General features: G+C 29.8%; 15 protein-coding genes and 1 pseudogene. 6 read left to right on the forward strand and 10 right to left on the reverse strand.

The genetic code is table 11. From position 1 onward, the window contains the following. Nucleotides 1-218 precede the first annotated feature (218 nt). The gene (locus EDL80_RS00395) at nucleotides 219-2,828 is read left to right on the forward strand and encodes a DUF3514 domain-containing protein (RefSeq protein WP_158406247.1); all 2,610 of its coding nucleotides are present in this window, start codon (nucleotides 219-221) and stop codon (nucleotides 2,826-2,828) included. A gap of 289 nt (nucleotides 2,829-3,117) precedes the next feature. On the opposite strand, the gene EDL80_RS00400 is transcribed toward EDL80_RS00395, so the two are convergent. After that, complete coding sequence (locus EDL80_RS00400) at nucleotides 3,118-3,399, reverse strand: hypothetical protein (RefSeq protein ID WP_158406248.1); 282 nt, start codon at nucleotides 3,397-3,399, stop codon at nucleotides 3,118-3,120. 631 nt (nucleotides 3,400-4,030) lie between these two features. Here EDL80_RS00400 and guaA point away from each other — a divergent pair. The 4 genes from guaA to EDL80_RS00420 all read left to right on the forward strand — a co-directional run bounded on the left by guaA (nucleotide 4,031) and on the right by EDL80_RS00420 (nucleotide 15,087). Continuing rightward, entirely contained in the window at nucleotides 4,031-5,617 is a 1,587-nt protein-coding gene (gene guaA / locus EDL80_RS00405) for a glutamine-hydrolyzing GMP synthase (protein WP_158406249.1), read from the forward strand. A 1,355-nt stretch (nucleotides 5,618-6,972) separates the two neighbouring features. After that, nucleotides 6,973-8,211 carry a citrate synthase gene (locus EDL80_RS00410; protein ID WP_158406250.1) on the forward strand — a complete coding sequence of 413 codons (1,239 nt, stop codon included), beginning with the start codon at nucleotides 6,973-6,975 and terminating at the stop codon, nucleotides 8,209-8,211. Nucleotides 8,212-10,199: 1,988 nt separating this feature from the next. Next, entirely contained in the window at nucleotides 10,200-11,420 is a 1,221-nt protein-coding gene (gene gshA, locus EDL80_RS00415) for a glutamate--cysteine ligase (RefSeq protein WP_158406251.1), read from the forward strand. A 1,237-nt stretch (nucleotides 11,421-12,657) separates the two neighbouring features. Then, the gene (locus EDL80_RS00420; RefSeq protein ID WP_158406252.1) at nucleotides 12,658-15,087 is read left to right on the forward strand and encodes a valine--tRNA ligase; all 2,430 of its coding nucleotides are present in this window, start codon (nucleotides 12,658-12,660) and stop codon (nucleotides 15,085-15,087) included. A gap of 600 nt (nucleotides 15,088-15,687) precedes the next feature. Here the strand turns inward: EDL80_RS00420 and smpB are convergent. From smpB to EDL80_RS00465, 9 genes and pseudogenes are all read right to left on the reverse strand, one after another. Continuing rightward, nucleotides 15,688-16,134 carry an SsrA-binding protein SmpB gene (gene smpB, locus EDL80_RS00425; RefSeq protein ID WP_158406253.1) on the reverse strand — a complete coding sequence of 149 codons (447 nt, stop codon included), beginning with the start codon at nucleotides 16,132-16,134 and terminating at the stop codon, nucleotides 15,688-15,690. 23 nt (nucleotides 16,135-16,157) lie between these two features. Then, nucleotides 16,158-16,793, reverse strand: coding sequence for a 3,4-dihydroxy-2-butanone-4-phosphate synthase (gene ribB, locus EDL80_RS00430; protein WP_158406254.1), 636 nt, complete (start codon nucleotides 16,791-16,793; stop codon nucleotides 16,158-16,160). A 17-nt stretch (nucleotides 16,794-16,810) separates the two neighbouring features. Then, complete coding sequence (greA, locus tag EDL80_RS00435; RefSeq protein WP_158406255.1) at nucleotides 16,811-17,311, reverse strand: transcription elongation factor GreA; 501 nt, start codon at nucleotides 17,309-17,311, stop codon at nucleotides 16,811-16,813. A 32-nt stretch (nucleotides 17,312-17,343) separates the two neighbouring features. Beyond that, on the reverse strand, nucleotides 17,344-18,867 hold the full coding sequence (gene atpA, locus EDL80_RS00440) for a F0F1 ATP synthase subunit alpha (protein ID WP_158406256.1): 1,524 nt from the start codon (nucleotides 18,865-18,867) through the stop codon (nucleotides 17,344-17,346). After that, a pseudogene (atpH, locus tag EDL80_RS00445) lies at nucleotides 18,867-19,440 on the reverse strand (ATP synthase F1 subunit delta). The gene atpA and the pseudogene atpH overlap by 1 nt, the downstream one beginning before the upstream one ends. Before the next feature lie 1,541 nt (nucleotides 19,441-20,981). Next, on the reverse strand, nucleotides 20,982-21,236 hold the full coding sequence (locus tag EDL80_RS00450) for a DUF1467 family protein (protein WP_158406258.1): 255 nt from the start codon (nucleotides 21,234-21,236) through the stop codon (nucleotides 20,982-20,984). Between the two features lie 2 nt (nucleotides 21,237-21,238). Then, nucleotides 21,239-22,480: a heme biosynthesis HemY N-terminal domain-containing protein gene (locus tag EDL80_RS00455; protein WP_158406259.1), complete on the reverse strand. Its 1,242-nt coding sequence runs from the start codon at nucleotides 22,478-22,480 to the stop codon at nucleotides 21,239-21,241. Further along, nucleotides 22,477-23,253, reverse strand: a complete 777-nt coding sequence (locus EDL80_RS00460) for a hypothetical protein (protein ID WP_158406260.1) — start codon at nucleotides 23,251-23,253, stop codon at nucleotides 22,477-22,479. The genes EDL80_RS00455 and EDL80_RS00460 overlap by 4 nt, the downstream gene beginning before the upstream one ends. A gap of 9 nt (nucleotides 23,254-23,262) precedes the next feature. Then, a complete protein-coding gene (locus tag EDL80_RS00465) occupies nucleotides 23,263-24,498 on the reverse strand; it encodes a lipoprotein-releasing ABC transporter permease subunit (protein ID WP_158406261.1) in 1,236 nt (411 codons plus the stop codon). Nucleotides 24,499-25,474: 976 nt separating this feature from the next. Between EDL80_RS00465 and holA the strand changes: the two genes are divergently transcribed. Next, complete coding sequence (holA, locus tag EDL80_RS00470; protein ID WP_158406262.1) at nucleotides 25,475-26,509, forward strand: DNA polymerase III subunit delta; 1,035 nt, start codon at nucleotides 25,475-25,477, stop codon at nucleotides 26,507-26,509. Nucleotides 26,510-26,602 lie beyond the last annotated feature (93 nt).

Genomic DNA, 26,602 nt, shown 5'->3' on the forward strand with positions numbered 1-26,602 from the left:
ATTTAGTGAGTTGACTATAAAGTTATAAGCACTTTCATTGATAGCAGACTTATATATATTTTACTATAGTATATTTGTGCGTATATTAGCCTTATAGTGAGAGCAGTGCTTAGTATACCTATTTCCATGGATATGTAAGTTATATTTGTTTTTTATTATTAGTGATAAAAATCTTATTATATAATGTACCCTTAAGTGTGTTATTAGAGTAGTGTGTTATGAGGCTATTAAAATTTTTATTGGGTATTATTGGTGCTGGTATGGTATTGACAGGAGATCCTAATGGTAATCCTGAGAATAATGAATCTAATGATCCTGGAAGTAATAATAACTTAAGCCCAGGTGCACAAGGAGCAGAAGGTGAATTACAAGAACATGGTGCTGGTTCTACTGGCATTAATGCGTTGGAGAATAATGCAGGTGCGAGGCCAAAAGTGCAGTCAGGTAAGCCTGGTAAAGGTCGTAAATCTGGTAAAGGTCGTAGGTCTGATAAAAATCTAAAAAGCGATAAAGAGTATGTGGATGTACAATCTGGAATTGATCATTCACGGAATCCTAAAAGTGATATTGTATATGATATAGAGTTGGTGGAGGACCTAAAACGTTTTAGACGATTGCATGCCGAATATTATTATAAAGTGTTATCAAGTGCTTTTATTCTAGAAGGCAATAATATTTGTGCTACTCCTAGATTATTGCAATTTATATCAAATGTTGTGGGAAATGATCCTGAAAGGCAAGGATTGTGTTTTTATGTTATTAAAGTATCTATGTTATTTCAGCTCTGTTTATTACATTCGCGTAATGAGCATGCAAGGGTTATTGTTTTTGATAGTAGGACTCTTGCAAATCCACAGATCCTTATTGATGTGTTAAATGGTGTATTACCTATTTTATATGATAAATCTGACTTCGGTGACAGATTTTCGGAGATTTATGCTATTCTATTTAAAATGCATTATTCTTCGGAATTTGTGACCACAAGTAGACAACATATGCATTATCCTCAAGTGTTGAAAGATGCTATATGGATGTTGTGTAAAATACTTGAATATAAAGTAACTACTGGTTTTGACCCTGACATACATTTTACTAATGAAATGGTAATAGGGTGTGTAGCATTATTAGGCTCGATGTATATTAATATGGCTGTTATGAGTGGGGGGCCTGCTAACACGTCTTTTAGACGAAGAATAGGTTCTCAGGAAGAAAGAAATTTGTCGTCTGATATAGGTCACAAGTTACATAGTGTTTTGATATCACTGTTATATTTATATAAGAGAATGTCTTCCCGTAGTGGTTATAAATGTGGTCAATCATATATTCCACAACAACTAGCTCGCCATTGTTCCGAGGCTTTTTTACACACAGTTAGTGATCAGTATTCTAGTGGTGGCTTATCATATGATATATTAGTCACAGATATAGTGAATGGTATTATGAAATTAATAGATAGGTCTTCTATACAGCTATTAGAGAGCGATGTCAGTTTATATGAACAGAAATGTTTTAATCGTCAAGCATGCGGTACAGGTACACGAACATTAACTGATGAAATGTCTGCTTTAACGTTAGGTGAAGAAGATAACTTAGCAGAATCTGATAAAAAATCAGCAGGTAGTGAAGCTGTTGGTCAGGTTGCTTCAGCTGCAACTGTAGATAGTAAAGATAAAGGTATGATTGATTATACAAAATTAGGAGCAAGACCAAAAGTACGTTCAAGTAGACCTACTAGTAGTACATCAAAAAAGTCTGATATATCAGGTGATGTTGCTGATGATCAATATAAAAGTATTGTATCAGACGCTAAAACATCTTCAATGCAACGTGTTGTACATTCAATAGAGCCGTCAGCAACCCATAGACTAGAATTTAGAAAAAATCATGTTAACTATCTTAATGGTATATTGAAATTTGCACATTTTACTCTGCAGAAAAAACTTTGTGTTACTATGCAATGTAAAGAGTTAATTTTTAATGTTACTAATGATCCTGACCAGAGTAAAATCTGTGGGTTTATTTTAAAAGTAAGTATATTAGCACAGTATGCTGTTACATGTTTTAGCAAAGGCAGGGCAATGTTCTCTCTGTTTGACAAAAGGTGTCATGATAATACAGGTAATTATATAAATTTTTTCTTGCGAAATATAGTAGAGATTGTTAATTCGGAAAAATCTGTAGAGGAAAGTATCAGACAAATGGGTATGATATTTAGAAAACATTCTGCTGCACCTCAGCTAATGGTAAAACAAATCTGTAATCCAGATTTTTATAGGAAATCAGTAAGTGTATTGTATAAGTTATGTATCTATAAAGCAGATTGTAGTTGTGGTGGTGAATTAGCAAATATACTTTATTTCCAGTTGATATTTGCTTGTGGTGTTTCTATAGGAAGTATGTATTATGCTACTGAAAATACAGATATGTATAATATGACTTCTCTAGCTAGAAAATGTGTTTTATTAGTGAACTTTGTCTTATCTATGTATGAGGTAGATAAACATGGTAATAGTAATATGAAGGCTATAAGTCCAGATGTATATGTTCCAAATACATTGTTAAACTTAATTTCACCGGGTGTTATGGATATAATACTACAACAACATCCTGGAGGGGATGTGCCATTCTCTGTATATGTAAATCATATAGTTGGTGAACTTGGTGTGCTTGTTATACAAGAGGGTATTCATAACTTGTTAGATAATATAAATATCTATGAGTCCGGGGTAGCTGGTATTATACCATTGCCCATCTGTTGCACCTACCCATGGAGTGGTAGTGGTAGTTCTCAAGATAAACACGCTAGTGGTGGTGGATATAGCTTATAAAGTTTATAGAGTTTGTGAGGTATATTTTCTATAATTAATAATTTTATACATTTTGGCTTAATATTGGTTATCTGTAATGACATTGGTCTATACTTATCTTGTCTTGTGTTATACAGATACTTTATATAATAAAAGATTAGGCATTGAATGCATAATTATTATGTCATACTATAAGCATTATAAAACACAATGTTTTTTATAATGCTTATAGTACCATATGCTGGTGGGATCTAGATTTTTTTCATATATATTTGTATATTTATTCTCTAGATTATGTAAAAACTAATATTTACCATTCAGATGATTGCATAATTTTTTGCATGTGTGGTATCATAATTTTCATGAAATGCTTAACCAATTCTTGTTGTTGATCTTTTGATAATGTACTTTGTTTTGCATTAACAGCAGAACTAATCAATGGTTCTAGTGCTTTATTTAATTCTGGAATTGCTGATCTTATCTCATTTTTTATTGATGTTTTTGTTTTCTCGTCTATTGTCGTATTGTATTCTTTTTCTACGCATTTGATCACGTCATCTAAGCTTTTATCCACAGATAATTCTTCACTCATGTGCTGGTACCTCAATTGTTATTATATTAGATTTTATTGTATATTTATTAATAAAATAATAATTTTTCTTGGAAAAATCAACTTATTTTATGGATATATTAGATATGTGCATATAAGTTATTTATAGGGTTAAATCTGTTTCTTGTGTGCTAAAAAAGTACAATAGTTTATATATATTATTATAATATTGATACAAGTTATTAGGTAAGTATGTAATAATACTGGTTGTAGTCTAATTACCTATAGTGTTTTGATAAATAGCAAAGTTGTATAAGTAAAATATTCTGTATAAATTAAAAAATTGTGATAGCATCTGCTATCTGCTATCTGCTATCTGCTATCTGCTATCTGCTATCTGCTATCTGCTATCTGCTATCTACTATCTACTATCTTTTTATTTATTGTGTTATGATTGGATCCTTAATTATGGTGACTATTTATTGCCCTTGACTTTTTATTCTGTTGGTGATGATTCTGTGTGTTTCTAGTGTATCTTTAGTGGCATGTTGAGATAATATAGTTATAGCTTTAGTTAGCAAAATGTTTTGGATTAATTGTAAGAAAGTAGTTAACATATACCTAGATTTATCAAAGTACAATTTTGTTTTTTATCCAATTATGTGAGGTATGGATGTCTAGGGTAGCTATTATTGATTTTGGATCACAATTTACGCAGTTGCTTGCTAGGAGAATAAGAGACTTAAATGTTTATTCTGAAATATTTCCACCTAATGTAAAGTTTGATCTTATAAAAGAAAGTGATGCATTTATTCTGTCTGGTGGACCTAGGTCAGTATCTGGTTCTGTGGAAATCCCTGAAATTGTACAAGATATTCTTCAATTTAATGAGAAGACATCTGTTCCGGTGTTGGGTATATGCTATGGGTTGCAAATTCTTAGTAACTACTTTGAATCTGATGTTGTATCTAATTATAATAAAGAGTTTGGAAAAACTACCTTAAATATAATCAAAAATTCAAAAATAACAGAAAACATTTGGCAATTAGGAGATCAAGCGTGTGTATGGATGAGTCATGCAGATAGTGTTTATAACGTACCACGTGGTTTTGAAGTTATTGCTTATAGCGTATTGAATAATTCTATTGCTATGATAGCTAATGACCGACGTAAAATTTATGGCATGCAATTTCATCCTGAGGTTTACCATACTCCAGCTGGTGTAAATTTGCTTGCTAATTTTCTCGATATTGCAAATTGTCAGAAAAATTGGACGGTTACATCTTTTATAGATGATCAACAAGGTGCTATTAGAAAACAAGTTGGAAGTAAAAAAGTAATAGCAGCACTTAGTGGAGGAGTTGATTCAAGTGTAGCTGCGGTTTTAACATATAGGGCAATAGGTGAACAACTGCATTGTATATTTATTGATAATGGCTTATTACGTTGCAATGAAGTAGAGAAAGTAAAGCAATTGTTTGTTAATAAACTACGAATTCCTGTCACTATTGTTGACAAATCAGCAATATTTCTAGATCGCTTGAAATCTGTTACTGATCCAGAACGCAAGCGTAAAATAATTGGTGAAACATTTATTGAAATATTTGAAGAAGAAGCAAATAAACTTGTAGAGGTAGAGTTTTTAATGCAAGGTACTATATATCCTGATGTTGTAGAATCTGGGGGTAGAGGATCTACAGCAAGGGAAAGTGTGGTGATTAAGTCTCATCATAATGTTGGTGGATTGCCTGAGATAATGAAACTTAAGCTTATTGAACCATTAAAGTTTTTGTTTAAAGATGAAGTGAGAATATTAGGAAGAAATCTTGGTATATCAAGTGAAATATTAATGCGTCATCCATTTCCTGGACCTGGCCTAGCAGTTAGAATAATAGGTGAGATTACTCATGAAAAGATAAAGATGTTACAAGCTGCTGATGATATATATATTAACCTTATCAAGAAATACGATTTGTATGATGTTATATGGCAAGCATTTGTGGTATTATTGCCGGTCAGAACAATTGGTGTTATGGGTGATAGTAGAACTTATGGATATGCTTGTATTTTAAGGGCAGTAAATTCCCACGATGGAATGACTGCAGAAAGTTTTCCGTTTTGTATGGATGAGGATACTCAATGGAAATTTTTTAAATGTATACAAGAAGCTAGTAATGCTATTATTAATAATATTGATGGCATTAATAGAGTAGCATACGATATTACTTCTAAGCCTCCTGCTACTATTGAGTGGGAATAATGTGCAAATAAGTAACTGGTCAGTTATGTTAATAACTGGTTTTTAAATTTAGAAATATGCAAAATGAATTAATCTAAGTTAGATGGGATATGAGATGTTTATTGAATTTTATGTATATTTTCTTATAGTGTTGATGTCTTAATTTGTGACTTATAAGTGTATATATGAAGCTCTATATATTTGTTGATTAAAGTTGTATTTAATTTTATGAAATTTAGAGTATTAAGTTTTGTAGTGTTTGGAAATATATAAAAACCCAGGACAAAAAGGATAGAATGGTGTTGCTTTATATATATATAATATTAGTACTTTTTATTAAAAGTTGTAATTGTATTATATTTGTTTCAATTTTGGTTATCTTGCGTATTTTTTCAAGTGATACTGTGTCTGAATATTGTGGTTTGTTCTTTAAATGTGTAAATATAGATGAGAAGGTTTTGTATATGTTTTCATAGTTTTACTTAAGTGTATTAGGATTCTTAAATATTATATGTGTTCTTCACTAAGTATAGAGTTATTTTGATTAAGAAGCTCATATATATTCTACTATGAGTTTACTTCGATTTATTGGGATCTGTGAATGTAATGTTGATATTTGATATATTATAGTGTTCTTCACCAAGTATAGCAGATATTACTTAGATTACGAAACCCTTATATACTCTTCTATGACTTTACTTCGATTTATTGGGATCTGTGAATGTAATGTTGATATTTGATATATTATAGTGTTCTTCACTAAGTATAGTAGAGTTATTTTGATTAAGAAGCTTTATAGTGTTTTATTCTGTCTAAAAGAGATGAATTGTAATTATTTATAAATTATGTAATGTGTTGATGTATATCTATTGTTTGATAGAAGTAGGCTAGTATATTTTATTTCTTGCAATGATTTTAATAATAAAAATATAAGTTTTTCTCTTTAAATGTTTTTTAGTAGTATAAAGTGTACCATACATAGTATATATAAAAGAGTTTTATTGTATTTTTCATAATTAACAGTGCTTAGAAGTTTGCAGTGTATGAAGTATTTTTTGTTAGTTTTTTGGTATGAACTATTAAAATCTGTGACTTATTTACTGAGCTTTAAGATTACTAAGGAAGATTGGGTAAGCATTGTAAAAGGCATAAAGGTACTTTGAAATAAAAGACTAACCAAAAAGTTTTATATTTAGTTTGTCAAGTACAATATTATGGGTAAATACTCTAAGTTTTTTATATACTATATTAGTTATACTATTTATAGTATATAAAGTATCTTATATGCAAAACACACAAGTATTTGGGTATTAACTTTTATCTGTTTGTGTTATATAGAAAATAATATCTTTGTTGTTATTGTTTTAGGTAGGATTATGGTCAAAAAAGCGGCAATAGAGTTGGATGATCAAAAAATAAATTTACCAATTTTATATGATACTGAAGGAAATGGAGTATTAGATATTACTTCTTTATATAAAAATACAGGGGTATTAACTTATGATCCAGGATTTATGTCTACTGCTGCTTGTGAGTCTAAGATTACATTTATTGATGGAAATAAAGGTATATTACGTTATAGAGGGTATGATATAGCAGATTTGGTTAACAGTAATAAAAGTTTTACAGAAATTGTATATTTATTATTTTATGGAACTTTTCCTAACACTGACGAGCTTCAAAAATTTATATCACATATTTCTCAAGAATATATGCCACCGCAAATAGTTAGAGATGTTATTGTGTCATTTCCCCAGCATTCTCATCCCATGGCTATATTAATAGCATGTTTTTCTGCTTTAGCTGCACATTATTGTGATCAGGAAACCAGTTATGAATTAGAGTGTAAACTTGCTGTTGCTAAGGTTGCAAGTATGATTGCACTAATTTACAGGCATATTACCAATCAAGATTTTATTCAAGCCGATTCAAAATTATCTTATAGTAAAAACTTTGTTCATATGATGTTTGATATTTCTTCATATGAATTTACTGAAGTTGTAGCTAAAGCTTTGGATATTATTTTTATATTACATGCTGATCATGAACAAAATGCATCTACTGCGACTGTCAGAATGACAGGTTCTTCTGGGCCAAATTTATTTGCGTGTTTAGCATCAGGTGCTGCAACTTTATGGGGACCAGCTCATGGTGGGGCTAATGAAGCAGTAATTAATATGCTTATGAATATCGGTGCACCAAAAAATGTTAAACAGTTTATCCAAAAAGTAAAAGATAGTAGTAAAAGTACAAAATTAATGGGTTTTGGTCATAGGGTATATAAAAACTATGATCCACGTGCACGGATAATGTGTACAATTTGTAAAGAAATATTGCAAGATTTTGGTGTAAATGATCCATTACTTGAAATAGCGGTAGAATTAGAAAATATTGCTTTACAAGATGAATATTTTATAGAACGTAATTTGTACCCTAATGTAGATTTTTATTCTGGAATTGTTTTAAAAACTATAGGAATTCCAGTGAGAATGTTTACTACTTTATTTGCTTTGGCGAGAACATCTGGATGGTCTGCTCAATGGTATGAGATGGTATCTAGTCAATATAAAATATCTCGTCCTCGTCAACTGTATACTGGTAATTCGGCTAAATGATAATTGAATTTTGAAAATATGTACTTACATTTAAATTGCTTTATAGCATAAGTGATGAAGTGTATTTGTATATATGTTTTGCACTGGCTTTTGTGTATACTGTTGAGTGTGTTAGTATCATTGATAGTAGATTATGTATTGGTGTAAAAATATAACTTGGTTGTGTATTGAATAAATATGGACTTGTTTACACTGAAAATTATGGAAGCAAAGTGTATTATGGAATGAAGTTTATGTGTGAATGTATAAATTATGGACTATACTATAGTGATTAAAATTTTACAGGTGGTTAGGTTAAAGTTGAGGTGCTGATAATAGGGTATTTGTAGAGGGTTCATATATAATTGTATAGGTTGTATAATATTTTTGGTAACTGTGCCTTAGCAAAAGTATTCACTTACTTAATTTTTTAGGTATTTGTAACATATATTGATTGAAAATACATGTTTCATATTTAGTTATATAGGTTATAAAAGGTAGAGTAGTATAATTTATATGGTAAATAAGCTTTATTTATTAGTTGTATACTAAATATTATACATAGGTGTAACTTATTATGGTGATATTTTAACAATATATCTCTTTAATGTTTAAATAACAATGAGTAGTATTGAATATTATCTTGTTTGATGTTGAAGCATATTGATAGTTGTTCAGTAATGTATTAATAATATTGGTAGAAACTTAGTATATTAATGTTCTTGAATTGTATGCTAATATTGTACAGAAGTGTAACTTATCATGGTGATATTTTAACAATATATCTCTTTAATGTTTAAATAACAATGAGTAGTATTGAATATTATCTTGTTTGATGTTGAAGCATATTGATAGTTGTTCAGTAATGTATTAATAATATTGGTAGAAACTTAGTATATTGATGTTCTTGAATTGTATGCTAATATTGTACAGAAGTATTACTTATCATAGTTATGTTTTAACAATATATCTCTTAATATTTAAATAGCAATAAGCAGTATAGGATATTATCTTGTTTGATGTTGAAGCATATTGATAGTTGCTCAGTAATGTATTAATAATATTGGTAGAAACTTAGTATATTAATGTTCTTGAATTGTATGCTAATATTGTGCAGAAGTATTACTTATCATAGTTATGTTTTAACAATATGTTTCTTTAATATTTGAATAACAATAAGTAGTGTTGAATATTATCTTGTTTGATGTTGAAGCATATTTGTAGTTGTTCTGGAGTATATTAGAAGTATTGATAGAAATGTAGGGTGTCAGTGTTCTTTGTGAAAATTTATTATTTGACAATGTAAGATTGTTAATCTACTGGATTAGCATTTTTTGTATAATTGTTATATAAAATATAATTCACCTGATATTATAAATTTAGTGACTTATACGAGGTATTCATGAAACTATTGTTTTAATGTTTTGTGTGCTAGTTATGCAAATTAGATATTGTTACAGGTAACAAATAGTTTTTGATATGCTATTATTGACGAATATATATAGGGTATGATCGTTGTATATTTATAATCTCTAGAAATATGTGTTACTTATGAAGATAGAGTAACATATTTTGTTCCTATCGTAGAATTAATATGTAGTATTACTGCTTTTAAGTTTTTCGTAATATTCAGCATTTATGTTTATGTATATTGCATAGCATAAGCTGTTGAATTTATAAAGTTTTTGTGTAAAATAATATAAGCGTAATAGTAATATGTTGTTGAGATATGTGTGAGTAGTTTTACAAGATGATTTTAATAGGTCAGCTTGATATATATAGATGAAATATATGTCAACGTATTAGAAGGATCATCTGTAGTGTATAGTTATGCATGAAGATTAGTACACATTATAATTGATAATATAAAATTGGAATAAATAGTATGAATGTTTTAAGTGCAAAATTGAGTTTAGTATTTTGTATATAAAGGAAAAGATATAGATATAAACTACTGCAATAAATATTTGTATCCTATATAATTTACTTACATTATTTTATTAATACAAATGACAAAAATTATTGATACATTAAGTGGTATATTAAAAAAACGTAAATTAGATATAGAAAATTGGTTTCTGAATAAGTTTAATAAATATCCAGGGGTTTTAAATGTTTCTGTTGATTTGAGGGTATCTGAATATAAAATTGCTCCTGTGGATACTAATGTTTTTCCTGCGGGCTATAATAATTTTTCGGAAAAATCACAAATTTATACAGCAAAGTTGTTAAAGCAATATATAATGCGTCATTTGAATTGTAATAAGATATTAATAGTAGGAGAAAGTCATACTAGAAATATTAAGTATATTGATAGTTTGATTACTCTAAAAAATATAGTGAGTTCTGCAGGATTTATTGTTGAAATAGGTGTTTGTGATACTGATCAAAATGTTCAGCTTGTGTCTTCTAATGGAATTACTGTTGATAGTTTGTGCTTGACTAATTATGATGGTACACTACGAGCTGGGTGTGGCTTTATTCCTGATTTGATTTTAGTTAATAATGATTTGACAGCTGGTATACCTGATGTGTTACAAAATCTAAAGTATCAAAGTATAATGCCATCTTTAAGTTTGGGTTGGCATAATAGGAGTAAATTTAATCATTTTTCAATTTATCAGAAATTATCTACAGAGTTTTGTGATACTTTTGGTGTTGATCCTTGGTTGATTTCTACATTGTTTTCTGATTGTGATAACGTTTGTTTTTTGAGTGGACATGGTATAGAAGACATTGCCGGTAAGGTTGATATTATGATTAGTAAAATACGTAGCAAATTTCGGTTGTATAGTATTACAGAAGAACCATATGTATTTGTTAAAGCAGATAATGGTACATACGGTATGGGAATTGTAGTAGCTTATTGTGGTGATGATATACTAAAACTGAATAAAAAAAATCGAAATAAAATGAAAAGAATTAAAGATAGGAAAATAGTTGAACGGGTAATAATACAGGAAGGTATAATGACTGAAGAGCTATTTAATGGTTGCGCTGCGGAGCCATTAGTGTATTTTATAGGGGATACTCCCTCATGTTATTTATACAGGTATAATGCTATTAAGGATAAATTTTCTAATTTAAATTCTGTAGGTTGTGATTTTATCGATGTAAGTTTTAAGGGACAAGACGATAAAATGTTCTGTTGGAGCCTAATTGCTAAAATAGCTGCATTGGCAGCAGCAGCAGAAGCAGAAGTTTCTGTGAATAATTGTGTAGAAGTTTAGTATGTTTTTTGTATAAATTGTGTATGTACTACAATTTTGTAAAGGTTTTATAACAGTTAGATGTGGTACTGTATGGTTATGATTGAGTTATGTTCAATGTGGTAGTACTATAAATAGTGCAGGCTGTTTGTATACGATGAAATGTGTTGTTGTTAATATATCAAAATTTGATAACTTTGAATATGATATTGTATGGTTATGATTAAGTTATGTTGGATGTGGTAGTGCTGCAAATAGTGCAAGCTGTTTGTATACGATGAAATGTGTTGTTGTTAATATATCAAAATTTGATAACTTTGAATATGATATTGTATGGTTGTGATTAAGTTGTGTTGGATGTGGTAATGCTGCAAATAGTGCAAGCTGTTTGTATACGATGAAATGTGTTGTTGTTAATATATCAAAATTTGATAACTTTGAATATGATATTGTATGGTTATGATTAAGTTATGTTGGATGTAGTAGTGCTGCAAATAGTGCAAGCTGTTTGTATACGATGAAATGTGTTGTTGTTAATATATCAAAATTTGATAACTTTGAATATGATATTGTATGGTTGTGATTAAGTTATGTTAGATGTGGTAGTGCTGCAAATAGTGCAAGCTGTTTGTATACGATGAAATGTGTTGCTGTTAATATATCAAAATTTGATAACTATTGAATATAATATTGTATGGTTATGATAGAGTTATGTTGGATGTGGTAGTGCTGCAAATAGTGCAGGCTGTTTTTATACGATGAAATGTGTTGCTGTTAATATATCGAAATTTGATAATTATTGAATATAATATTGTATGGTTATGATTGAGTTATGTTCAATGTGATGATACTATAAGTAGTAAGATTTATTTGTATACTGGTGAAATATACTATTCTCTATGTTAAAATTTTATTGCCTTGAGTATGGTATTACCTGTCTGTAATTAGTGTAATATACAGTATAGTAGTATTATAAATGATAAATATGTTTATTACTAGTGGAATATACTCCTGTTAGTGTTTAAAAGTTTGATAACTGTTGAATATAATACTATATGGTTATGCTTGAGTTGTATTTAATGTGGTAGTGTTATAAATAACAGAATGTGTTTATATACTGATGAAGTATATTTCTACTTTGACATGAGAACAACTTTACTGTATTTATTATAGTATGTATAATAATTTAAAAATTATCGTTGTTTCAACTATAGCAATTTTTTATACTTAGGAGAAGACAGCCAATGAATTGTTGATAATGCAATCTCTTTTTAGTAATAAATATAAGTTCAAAGATACAGAAAAAAGACTTAATGCATATTGGGATAAGATAAAATTATATAAATGGAAAAACTTACAAGCTAAACAATTTGTTATTGATACTCCTCCTCCAACAATATCAGGTCAACTGCATATAGGTCATGTTTTTAGTTATTGTCATACAGATTTTATTGCAAGATATCAACGTATGCTGGGAAAAGATGTATTATATCCTATAGGGTTTGATGATAATGGACTGCCAACGGAACGTTTGGTTGAAAAGGTAAAAAAAGTACGTGCGACAAATCTTGATCGCAAAGAGTTTAGAGAGTTATGTAGTGAAGTATCCATAAAGTTCAGAATGGAATTTAAGCAGCTATTCCAGTCTCTTGGTATTAGTTACGATTGGGATTTAGAATATCATACAATTAGTAAAAATATTCAGAGATTATCTCAAATGTCATTTATAAAACTGTATAACAGGGGTAAAGTATACAGGAAATTACAACCTATATTTTGGGATTGTATTGATAAAACAGCAATAGCACGGGTCGAAGTTGAAGAAAAGGAAGTGTTATCGTCTATGAATACAATAGCCTTTTCTACCGAAGCTGGAGAACCAATAAATATTGCAACAACACGTCCAGAATTAATGCCGGCTTGTGTTGCTTTGTTTTTTAATCCATCAGATGTAAGGTATCAGCATCTTCAAGGTCAGTATGCTATAGTTCCTATGTTTGAAAACAAAGTGGCAATTTTACCAGATGAACAAGTCAAGATTGATAAAGGTACTGGTCTTGTCATGTGTTGTACATTTGGTGATGAGCTGGATGTGTATTGGTGGAATAAGCATAATTTGAATACACGGATTATAATAAGTAAATCAGGTACTCTTGATCTTAAGCATAATGTTGTATGTACAGGTGCATTATCCGATCAGTTGCATGGATTATCGATAATAGAAGCAAGAGAACTAATATTGGAAAAGTTGAGTCAATATAATTTACTTATAAGGAAGGAAGAAATAGTACACAATGTTAAGTGTGCTGAGAGATCAGGAACCCCGATTGAAATATTATTAAGCAATCAGTGGTTCATTAAAGTTGTGGAAATAAAACAAGAACTGTTAGAACAAGTACGGAAGATTAACTGGTATCCACAATCTATGCGTAAACAAATAGAAATTTGGATAGAAGGATTAAATTGGGATTGGTGCATATCACGACAGAGATACTTTGGTGTACCTTTTCCGGTATGGTATTCTAAGAAGAATAAAGGAGCAGTTATCTTACCAGATGTCAATGAATTACCAGTAGATCCGACAAATACCCTGCCCCAAGGGTATTCTAAAGAAGATGTAGAAGCAGATGCTGATGTTATGGATACATGGGTGACTAGTTCGTTATCACCACAATTTATACATACAGAAGTTCAAGATAAATCACTTATACGGACTAGTTTACGAGCTCAAAGTCACGAAATTATAAGATCTTGGGCATTTTATACAATACTGCAGGCATATTATCATGATCGTGATATTCCATGGGAAAACATTATGATTAGTGGATGGTGTTTAGCAGCGGATAAAACTAAAATGAGTAAATCTAAAGGAAATGCATTGATACCAAATCAATTGTTAGAAGAGTATGGTTCGGATGTAGTGCGTTATTGGGCTGCAAATTCTAGGCTAGGTAGTGATACTGTTTTTTCGATGGAGGTCTTGCAGCTTGGAAAAAGATTAGTTACTAAACTATGGAATGCAAGTAAGTTTGTGTCAATGTTTATTAGCCAGTGTAAGATACCGGATCTGACTTATTCTATAGAAACAATGGATAAATGGATATTGGCAAAACTTTATAAGGTTATTGTCAAAGCAACAGAAAGTTTTAATGTTTTTGAATATTGTGTTGCACTTGATTGTATAGAATCTTTCTTTTGGAAAGATTTTTGTGATAATTATCTTGAATTAGTTAAAAAGAGGGCATATGGAGAAACCGTAACTAGTAAAGAAAACCTAAGTGCTGTGCATACTCTCTCTTTTGTATTGAGGGAACTATTGAAAATGTTTGCACCATTTATGCCATATGTAACAGAAGAAATATACAGCATACTTTATGATAGTGGTAATTCAATTCATAATCATAATAACTGGCCGGTTGCGCATGAAAATTTGTATAATGCAATAGATGAACAAGTAGGTGATGACTTTATAGAAATACTTAATCAGGTGAGAAAAATAAAAGCCAATGCGCAGTTATCAATAAAATATAAAATTCACAGATTAATTATTAGTAGTGAAAGTTGCAGTTTTCCTGTTTCATTTGAAAATGACTTAAAAGCTGTGTGTAATGCTGAATGTATTGTATATGATAAAATGGCAAATCATCATAGTTATAAGTTTCTGGTATCTGTGCAATTTGCAGATTAATGAATTTTTATGCGTTAAGACATATGGATTTGATGTTATTTCAGGAGGTAACTCTACTTTTTAAATATGGATAATTATAAGTGTCTTGGTATTTGATGTGTCAAGATATATTATAGAATTTTTATCGTGTAAAAAATTTATTGTGCAATGTTGATTTGATAGATTAATTTCAGAGGGATATTGTGTGACAATATTGATAACTCAATGAATTGCAAGATGACACTGATTAATTTTGCATATAGATCTAATATCCTAATATTAATGTGTCACGATGTATTATAAAATTTAAAAGGGGCAAGAATCTATTGTGCAATATTGATAAGTAATTGTGTTACTATAATGTGCTAACACTCCTGATATTATTATATTTGAGAGTTATCTTAATGTGAAAAAAATAGATTGATTTCAAAGCATTTAGAAATTACTGTATTATTTATGTGATATTTACCTAACAGGTTATAAATAATAAAAGCAATATTTGTGTTATTTATTGTATATAGAAAAAAGTAGAGTTTTTGTGATTGGATATTTGTATTGATAATTATATTATAATATATGAAGCTTACAGTTCAATTGCTATAAATCTTATCACAAATAAAGCTAACTACCACGTAATATACGACTTTTCTCTCGATTCCAGTCTCTAGTTTTTATTGTTTCTCTTTTATCATGTAACTTTTTACCTTTAACGATGACAATTTTAGCTTTGACTATTCCTTTATTATTAAAGTATAAGGATAGTGGTACAACAGTAAACCCATCGTTTTTCATGCTACCTGAAATTTTGTATATTTGTTTTTTCTTTAACAGTAATTTTCTTGGTCTGGTAGGATTATGGTTTTTCATGTTTGCTTGAGTATACTCTGAAATATGCAGATTACATAACCATAGTTCCATGTTCCGTTCAGTAACATAAGCTTCAGCTATACTTACCTTCCTTTGGCGTAAAGACTTGACTTCACTACCAAGTAACACAATACCAGCATCAAATTCCTGTATGATAAAATAGTTAAATCTTACTTTACGATTTTCTATTATTATATCCACAGAAAGTTTGACTCCTATACAGTTTAGTGTGTATTTATATATTCAACTAGTTTAGCAATAGTAGTAACTTTAATATCATGACGTTGAGCAAACTCTATAATATCTGGTAATCTTGACATAGTACCATCTGGGTTCATTAATTCACATACTACTGCAGCAGGAGTTAACCCCGCAATTTTTGCTATATCAACACTTGCTTCTGTATGACCAAGTCGTTCCAATACACCACCCTTTTTTGATACGATAGGGAAAATATGACCTGGTGTTACAAAATCATCTATGGTAACGTTTTGATTTACAGCAGCTAGTATAGTACGTACTCTATCATGTGTGGAAACACCTGTTGTAATACCGTAACGTGCATCTATGGAAGTGGCAAAGGATGCGCTGTTATTATTAACGTTCCTTCTTGGAACTAATTCTAACCCTAATTTATGCATTAGGTCTTCTGTAATAGATAGACATACAATGCCACTTCCATGTTGTATCATGAGGTTGATTGCATCAGTACTAACTTTTTCTGCTAAAACTACTAAGTCACCTTCGTTTTCTCTTTGTTCGTCGTCAATTAAAATAAATACCTTACCTGCTTTAGCATCTTCAATTATCTCCTCTATAGGAGATATAAAACTTGAATTTTCTGATACAATGATACCCATTAACTCCTCTACTTTTCTTATATAAATTCAATCTTTATAATTTTGTATATTCTATAATCACCTTTTGGAGTCTTTACTTCTACAACATCACCTTCTTTTTTTCCGAGTAATGACACAACTAAAGGAGACTTTATTGAAATCATACGTTTTGAAATATCAGACTCATATTCGCCAACAATTTGATACACTACTTCATCGGTATTACCACTCTGTTCGTCATATATAGACATCGTTACAGTTGCACCAAACATTACAGTATCACCAGATAAACTGGCAACATCTATAACTTCAGCTCTGGATTTTTTTGATTCCAATTCCATTATTTTGCTTTCCACTAATCCCTGCCGTTCACGGGCAGCATGATACTCTGCATTTTCAGATAAATCACCTAATTCCCGTGCCTCAGAAATGGATTTAATAATTTGAGGTCTTTCATATTTCAATGACTCCAGCTCTAACTCAAGTTTTTCAAATCCAGCTTTTGTAATAGGGAACCTTTCATTCATATAGTCATTCATAATCCATACCTAAATCCTAAAATTATGAAGAATTACTTTAAGCTAGAAGCAACCTTACTTATAACTTTTGACAATAAAGACCTGATATCATCAGTAAAATTATTATTGGATATACTACTTAAAATATCTGGATAATTGCTATTTAATTCACTTAACAGTCTCTCTTCAAATTTATTAATATCATTAACACTAACATCATCTAAATAACCACTTGTGCCAGCAAACACAACCGCTACCTGTTCTCCTACAGATAATGGAGAATATTGCTTTTGTTTTAGCAACTCCATCATTCTTCTACCACGATCAAGAATTTTTTGAGAGTGTACATCAACATCAGAACCAAACTTTGCAAAATCTTCTAACTCTCTATACTGTGCTAAACTTAATTTTATAGAACCTGCAACTTTTTTCACAGATTTAATTTGAGCAGAAGAACCTACACGAGAAACAGATAAACCAACATTTACAGCAGGGCGTAACCCTTTATAGAAAATTTCAGACTCAAGGAAAATCTGTCCATCAGTAATTGAAATTACATTGGTTGGTACATATGCTGAAACATCGCCAGCCTGGGTTTCAATTATTGGTAAGGCGGTTAATGAGCCACCTCCTTCCTTATCAGACATTTTTGCTGCTCTTTCTAATAACCTAGAATGCAGGAAGAATACATCACCTGGGTATGCTTCACGGCCTGGAGGACGTCTTAATAGTAAAGACATTTGCCTGTATGCAGTAGCATGTTTTGATAGGTCGTCATATACAATTAAACAGTGCATACCATTGTCTCTAAAGAACTCTCCCATAGCACATGCAGTATATGGAGCTAGGTATTGTAATGATGCAGAGTCTGACGCTCCAGCAACAACAATAGTTGTGTACTCTAGAGCACCACTTTCACGTAACTTATTAATTATTCTTGCTACAGAAGAATTCTTTTGCCCAATTGCAACATAAATACAATAAACTTTTTCTTTGTCTGATACTTTATCGTTATGGAACTTTTGGTTAATAATGGTATCGATTGCTATAGCAGTTTTTCCGGTTTTCCTGTCTCCTATAATTAATTCACGTTGTCCACGTCCTATTGGTATCAACATGTCTATTACTTTAATCCCAGTTTGTAATGGTTCAGTTACAGACTGTCTAGCAATAATGCCTGGTGCTTTGATTTCTACAGGTAATTTAGCCTTAGTTTCGAGATTACCGCATCCGTCAATGGGATTACCTAATGCATCAACTACTCTTCCAAGTAGTTCTGGTCCTACTGATACTTCCATTAACTTATTAGTGCATTTTACAATATCACCCTCTGCAACACTATTTTCACTTCCAAAAATTACCACACTTACAGTGTCATAATCTAGATTTAGTACTACACCTATTGTACCATTTGCAAAGACTACTACTTCTCCAAACTTTACTTTTTCCAAACCATATACTAATGCTATACCGTCTTTAACAGAAATAACTTCACCAACACTTTCACGTTTTACCCGACCTTCAAAATTTTCGATGCGTTCCGTAATAACCTTTAACACTTCACCTGCAGATATCATCATCCTACCTTGCTATTCGCCTATACTACATACCGCTATTTTACTGAGTTCCTGTAAACTTTGTAAATAACTATTTAACGAGATGTCTATTATGTCAAAACCTATTTTTATAATAAAACCACCTAAAATACTTGGATCTATAGTGTTTGTTATGCTAACAACCTTACCATACCTTTCAAGTAATGCATTACAGATACCTTCTTCTTCTTGTTTAGTAAGTTTAGTACATGAAGTAACCGATATGCTAACTTCTTTTTTGTGTTTCCTTACATGATTAAGAAAAGTGCTAAAGATTTGCAATAGCATATTTCCTCTGTTGTTCTTAATTACAACCAGTATAAACCTAATTAGTGTTATATCAACCTGATCTGTGATAAGCTCTACTACATTTGTTTTGTCTTGTATGCTTACAGTAGGGTTAGAAAGAAATAAAAAAAACTTATTATTGCTATTTTCAGAAAGACTAATGATAAGCTTTATCCCTTCACAAATATTACTCAACTTATTAACTGATACATTGAACAATGCTTGAGCGTAACAAGATGCTACATGGCCACCTCTATACTGAGTCATACAACTTTAAAGGAAACATAAAACAGCAAAATGTTATACATTATAATAAATTCAGTCAAGTATTTTATACCATAATGTACAAGCTAAAATGGTAAACTTATTAAGTAAAAGTGTAAAAGAATACATATTGAAAATATAACCGGAAGGGTTATATATAGTATTTACAATTCGGTTGTTATGGTATTTGAAAATATGCTTAATCACTTTCAAGTATTGAGTGCATTATTCTATAGATTTCGAGAAGTATAAGATAAAATAACTCAATAACTTTTAATTCTAGTAGTAGACTATGTATTGCGAATAGTTTGATCGTTCAATAAAAAACTAAATTTCAGTCTTTTATATAGTAAAAGTACTATATTAGTGTCTCAATTATATTACTAAAAAATTTAGTATATAAATCATGTGTATGGGGAGTATAAGGTATATCTAAAATGATATTTTTTGTATGTTTATTATGTGATATTGTCATTTAACTAGAGTGCTATAGCGTAATTTTATAATAGTGTAATCATGTTACTATAAGTATAAACATTAGTATGTATTGGTGTTTAATTATTTTAAAAAGTATAATTTGTAAGAATTAAATAATACTTTGACAGTTATTTTATATAACATTTTGATCTGAATGATATGTTTGTATAGTTTTAGAGAATGTTACTAATATGGTAAAATCGCTAAATAAGCTTGGGTTCATTATAAGATTGTGTGTATAACAATAAATTTAGGAAGGATATAGTTTGTTAGATTGGGTGATTTTTGGTAATTTTCTACACAACGTTTTAGTCTGAATAACGTATTTGTATAGTTTTAGAGAATGTTACTAATATGATAAACATCGCTAAGTAAGCTTGGGTTCATTATAAGATTGTGTGTATAACAATAAATTTAGGAAGGATATAGTTTGTTAGATTGGGTGATTTTTAGTAATTTTCTACACAACGTTTTAGTCTGAATAACATATTTGTATAGTTTTAGAGAATGTTGCTAATATGGTAAACATCACTAAGTAAGCTTGGGTTCATTGTAAGATTGTGTGTATAACAATAAATTTAGGAAGGATATAGTTTGTTAGATTGGGTGATTTTTAGTAATTTTCTACACAACGTTTTAGTCTGAATAACGTATTTGTATAGTTTCAGAAAATGTTATTAATATGGTAAACATCGCTAAGTAAGCTTGGGTTCATTGTAAGATTGTGCATATAAAATAAATTTAGGAAGGATATAGTTTGTTAGATTGGGTGATTTTTGGTAATTTTCTACACAACGTTTTAGTCTGAATAACGTATTTGTATAGTTTCAAAAAATGTTGCTAATATGGTAAACGTACCTAAATAAATTTAGCTTGTATTAAAATCTTTTATGTAATGTAAGTTTGCAAAATGGAATAACATAATAATTAGTACCTATCTGTAACTATTCGAGATGTATAAAAAAACTATATATGTGAGGATAGCTGATTTATTGTTTATCAAGTAGAAAAAAGCACTATGTGTTGTAAAAATAATGGTACTTTTTAATTATAGACACGAAGCCTGTTTATATAAAATCTATAAAATTGTATATACGTTCAAAGTCGATATAGCCTTTTATCTTTAAATAAATGTATAGGATTGTCAGTAATGTAGATATTACAGTTGTAATAATCATTTTGATCGATAAATAAGATTTGATTGGTGCACTACTTGCAGTGCCAAGTTCTGGTTTATCAGGTACTTCAACTTTTATTGGCAATATTAAAAATAGTATTATCCACCAGGACACTATAAAAAATACAATATCACCAACACCCATATTTAAACCCAAACTATAGTATTAAAACCTTTACAGTTATCACACTCATAATTCCAATTTATAGGGACACATTTACACTGTTTACACTGCCAATATTGATCTACTATTGCATCTTTCATTGTTTTATCTGTCCAGTATAAAAGTTCAGTATGATCTTGCAGCAATACTTTTAATTTGATCATCAAAAAGCGTAAAGAGATATAAGTCTTGCTATTGAAGACATTGTTCAAATATTTCATAGCTATGTTATATTCTCCAAGGTTTATTGCATCTTGAGCTATAAGATATGTGCTGAAATAATAGTCATTGTTAATGTTGTATAATTTATGTATTGCTTGACTGTCATGATGCATAACTTCTAAATAGAAATTGGCAATATCAGGGTGTGGATTAGTGCGATATTCTGATTCAAGTAGTTGAATAGCTTTGCGCTGTTTATTAGTACTTACACAGAGTTGAGCCTTTAGTAATATGATAGGAATTCTATATTTGGAATAATGTTTAATATTATCAAGTACTTGTAATGCATCATCGTATTTTTGATAAGTATAATGTTGTTTTGCTAGTGCATAATAAAAAATACATAACATTTCTTGGGTGTCATATGGGACATTTATTTTTAACTTTATTATTTTATGCATTTCTTCAATAGCAGTGTTCCAATCTCTTGATATACGACATATCTCTAGTTTGAAAATAGCCGACCATGACTGTTTATAGAAAACTTCCAGCATTTTTCTAAATAAAGTTAACTGATAAGACTGATCTTCTATTCGGTTAATGTGATTTAATAGATGTATTCCTAATGCAGGGTCTATAATTGGTACAACTTGTGTAAATTGTGTAAAATATTTTTCAGCTAAAGCATATTTATTATTATCAAAATAAAATCTTCCCTTTAGTAAGAATAAAGATGGATGATTAAATTTGTGTAGCTTTGTTATGCATTTATCTGCTTTTTCTATATTACCACAATTTAAATACATATAACCTTGATCTAAAAGCATAATCCTTTTTTCCTGTTGGTGTTTTTTGTAACTATAAAAGCACTGGAAAATATAAAAAACCAACCTCACTAGTAAGATTATACAAAGAAAAATAATAGCGATAATACACAGTGCAAATAGAATGTTTATTTCAATATTATAATGCAACCATTCTATTTTTACAACGCCATCGCAATCTATTGCCCATAACCCTATAGTTAATGCAATAATGAAAAATATTAAAACACTTGTAATCATGAAACACCAGGTGATTTAATTATATACTTTGATAATTGATCATATATTACTGATATATTTTTTTCCATAGATACTATATCTTCAAGTTGTTGAATCCATGATTCTAACTCTGCAACAGATGATAACTCTTTTTTAGCAATATCCAATGCATCAATCCAGAGATTATTATCAAGATAATTTTCTACTTCTTGTAAATTATGAAGTAAAATGTCTTGTTGATTTTTTACTGTAATCCATTTGAAAAAGACCTTCTGCATCATATTAGAACGAGAATAGTGTAAATCATGAGCAATTTTTTTAAACGATATCTTAAGTTTATTGAATGTGTTTAATTTTTTACTATCTAATCTTTCTATTTCATTAATTGCTTCATTTATTCGATGGTCATTAAGTTTAAGTAATGTAGGTTTTATTGAATAAATTATATGTTTTACTGATATATCTGCTGAAAATGCTTCTTTCAAATTTATGACAGATAACAAAAGCTTTGCAAGACATTCTTCTTGGGTGCAACTTGTATTATCATGATTTTCTGACATGATGACACGTTGTGTAGGACAATTTTCTTTCTGATGACTAATGTACGAATTAAGGAGGTTTTGATTGACCTGTATTATGGCTGTGCGGATGTCATTGGCTGTAATTTGTTTGTATCCGTCACGAACTGCAGCAAGATCTTTCTTGATATCAAGATAAGAGAAAACTGCAATAACAGAACAGGAAGCAGTGATTAACATCATGAAAAACCATCCCCATATTTCTCTTGCTACCATATTAATTACCTATTCATGTCGTAGAATATCTGCTGGATCTTGACAAGCAGCTTTTCTTGCAGGAAGAATAGCTGCAACTAATGATAAAAATAAGGACAATAGTGATATCTTCACTATGTCTTCTACCATTAAAATAGAGGGTAAAGTATCAAAAAAATAAATTATAGGATCGAAAATATTATTATGACTGATACTTTCTAGTAGATTTTTAATCTCATTGATATTTAAAGAGAATACTATCCCAAGTACACAGCCTACCAATGTACCTATTAATCCTATAAAAAACCCACACATACAAAATATTCTAAGTATGCTACCACGTGTAACACCTAATGTACGCATTATAGCAATTGCCCCTCTTTTATCTTGTACCAATATAGACAGACTTGAAATAATATTAAATGTTGCAACTATTATAATTAAAGTCAATATAAAAAACATAACATTACTTTCGACTTTTAATGCGTTGAAATAACTTCCTTGTTGCATTTTCCAGTCTTCTCCCTTCATGGATGTCTTATCTTCTATTAATTTTAATATTTCTGATGACCTATTTACATCGTAAATCGAGACCTCAATATTACGAACTTTATTACCATAATGGAAGAACATCTGAGAAGAATGTAGGGGCATGTATACTAAAGTGCTATCGTACTCATACATTCCTAAGTCGAATATTGCGACAATTTGATATGTTTTCATGCGAGGGATACTACCTATTATAGTAGGGGTACTGTCTGATGAAACGATGGTTATTTTATCTCCATTATTCACGTGGAGGATTTCAGCCAGCTTTATACCTATAATTATACCATTATCTAGTTCAGAAATATTACCTCTTACTATGTTGTCAGCTATTATGTGTTTTCGTAGTATATCTTGTTTGCTTATTCCTCTTACTATTACTCCAGAGACATTTTGATTAGATTTTACCATAGCTTGATTTTCAGTAATAGGAATTGCATCAATTACACCGGGTATTTCTCTAATTGATTTTGCTATATCATTATAATTAGAATTTCCCTCGTTACCATTGAAATAAATTGCGATTTGACCATTAACTCCTACAATACAATTTAACAACTTTTCACCAAACCCATTCATTACTGACATTACTATAATTAATGTTGCAACTCCTAGCGTGATTCCGATGAAAGATAGCATAGTAATCATAGAACACAGGAATTGTCTTCTATTAGATTGTAGATAACGTAATGCTAACATTAACTCGAGCTTAAATAACATTATAAGTACATCCAACTAAATTATAGAACAGCATAATATTATTTGTTGATTGTTACTAGTAGTGATATTCAGGAATTTTATTATTAGGGTATGAATTGTCTGAATTTATAATCTGTTCAAGTTACTTTTGGTATATCCAGTACATACGATTGGATATGAAAAACGCTACTTGGCATAAAGTGTGATTATCTAAAGTTTATTATGTAACCTAGATTTTATTGTGCTATGGTTTATCAATCGCATAATTTCTGACAATAGTTGTATTGAGTGAGTTAGAATAGTATGGAAAATTATGTGTTTTATATAGGATATGTGTGACTTTCTGTATTATGAGAATTTTTAATTTGTTGTTTATAATGGTATCCATAGTATGTGTTATAGGTCATCCCTTTTACCTTTTATAATTCCCATTTGTTATATATGTGTGATAGATTTTATGAAAAACATACTTTCTTATTTTGCAAATTTTCAATTTATTGCTTGTAGCAGTGTATAGAATATAGACTGTTCCTGTTATCTTTTGTAATTCTCATTTGTTGTATGTGTGTAATAGATTTTATGAAAAACATACTTTCTTATTTTGCAAATTTTCAGTTTATTGCTTGTAGCAGTGTATAGATATAGACTGTTCCTGTTATCTTTTGTAATTCTCATTTGTTGTATGTGTGTAATGGATTTTATGAAAAACATACTTTCTTGTTTTGCAAGTCTTCAATTTGTTATTTGTAGTGATATGTGGACTATATCTTGTGATTTCCGTTTATTGTTTATATATAATAGATTTTGTAGTAGCTATCTTCCCTACATTTCATAATATTTCATTTGTTATTTGTAGTATGAAGTAGTTTTTGTAATGCTCATTGGTATCAATTGTGTGTTGTATTACATCTATATATGCTAATGATGTATTTAAAACACGTTGTCAAATAGCTTACCTTACAATATCCTTATATTTATTGTTTTAATAATAAATGTTGTGAAAATTACGTCGTCAAAATTACGTACATTCTTAGGTGATGCACACTCTGTAAATAACATACTCATTTATGGTAATGATTATGGGAAAATTAGTATGTATAAAGATAAAATCATTAATAATATAAGGTCTAATATTGAGCTTACTATTATCAGTATTGATTTTTCCAGCGTAAATAAGAATCCGAGTCTGTTGTTTGTAGAACTTAGTACAATTCCTATGTTTTGTCCACATAAACTGCTCATATTAACAAATGGGGAGAAGATTCTATCTAAAGAACTAAAAGATGTATTAGAGCATAGTATTGGTAATAACTATGTTATTGTAGTTGCAGGTGAGTTACCAAGTGACTCTACATTAAGGCAATACTATGATGGTTCCTCAGATGCGGTATCTATAGGCTGCTACAAAGATGATAGTAATAACCTAGCATTTATAGTGTCAGATTTTCTTATAGAAAATAAGATACAATTTAACAATGAGATATTACAATATTTGTGTCATGCTTTGTCTAAAAATCCTCATGCTTTACAGTCAGAACTTGAGAAGCTTATCTTATATATGGGAAATGATAAGAATTTAACAATTCAGAATATTCAAGCAGGACTACTTACAGAATTAGATCCGATATCAGATGATCTGTATATATCTATTGTAGAACGAAATATAGAAAATTTTACAAAATTTTCCGATATTTTACTAAAAAATAAATTTACGCCGATATTGCTAATACGTGTACTTTTGAGGTACTTTTTAAGATTAGAATATATCATAAGAACGGTGAAGACCGGATTATCTATAGATCAAGTATTGAAGTTCATTCAACCTCCTGTGTTTTTTAAACTAGTTCCTACTATCAAAAGACATGTGACAAACATTTCACATTATGAAGTGAGTGACATAATACAGAAGCTACTAGAGATAGAAATACAGTGTAAGAAATCGGATTCAAATCAGGAAATGATATTCAAACACTATATTACGGTAATGATGAAAGGTAGACATGATTTTGAACATAGCAGAGTTTCCTCATAGGTACAGTAGTGATTGTAAGTAGTATAAATTAGTTATAATTTTTTACGTTATACAAATGGGATGTTCGCGAAAGAAAAAAAAGATATCAATTAA

The organism is Ehrlichia ruminantium, from assembly GCF_009728835.1.
GTDB lineage: Bacteria > Pseudomonadota > Alphaproteobacteria > Rickettsiales > Anaplasmataceae > Ehrlichia > Ehrlichia ruminantium_B.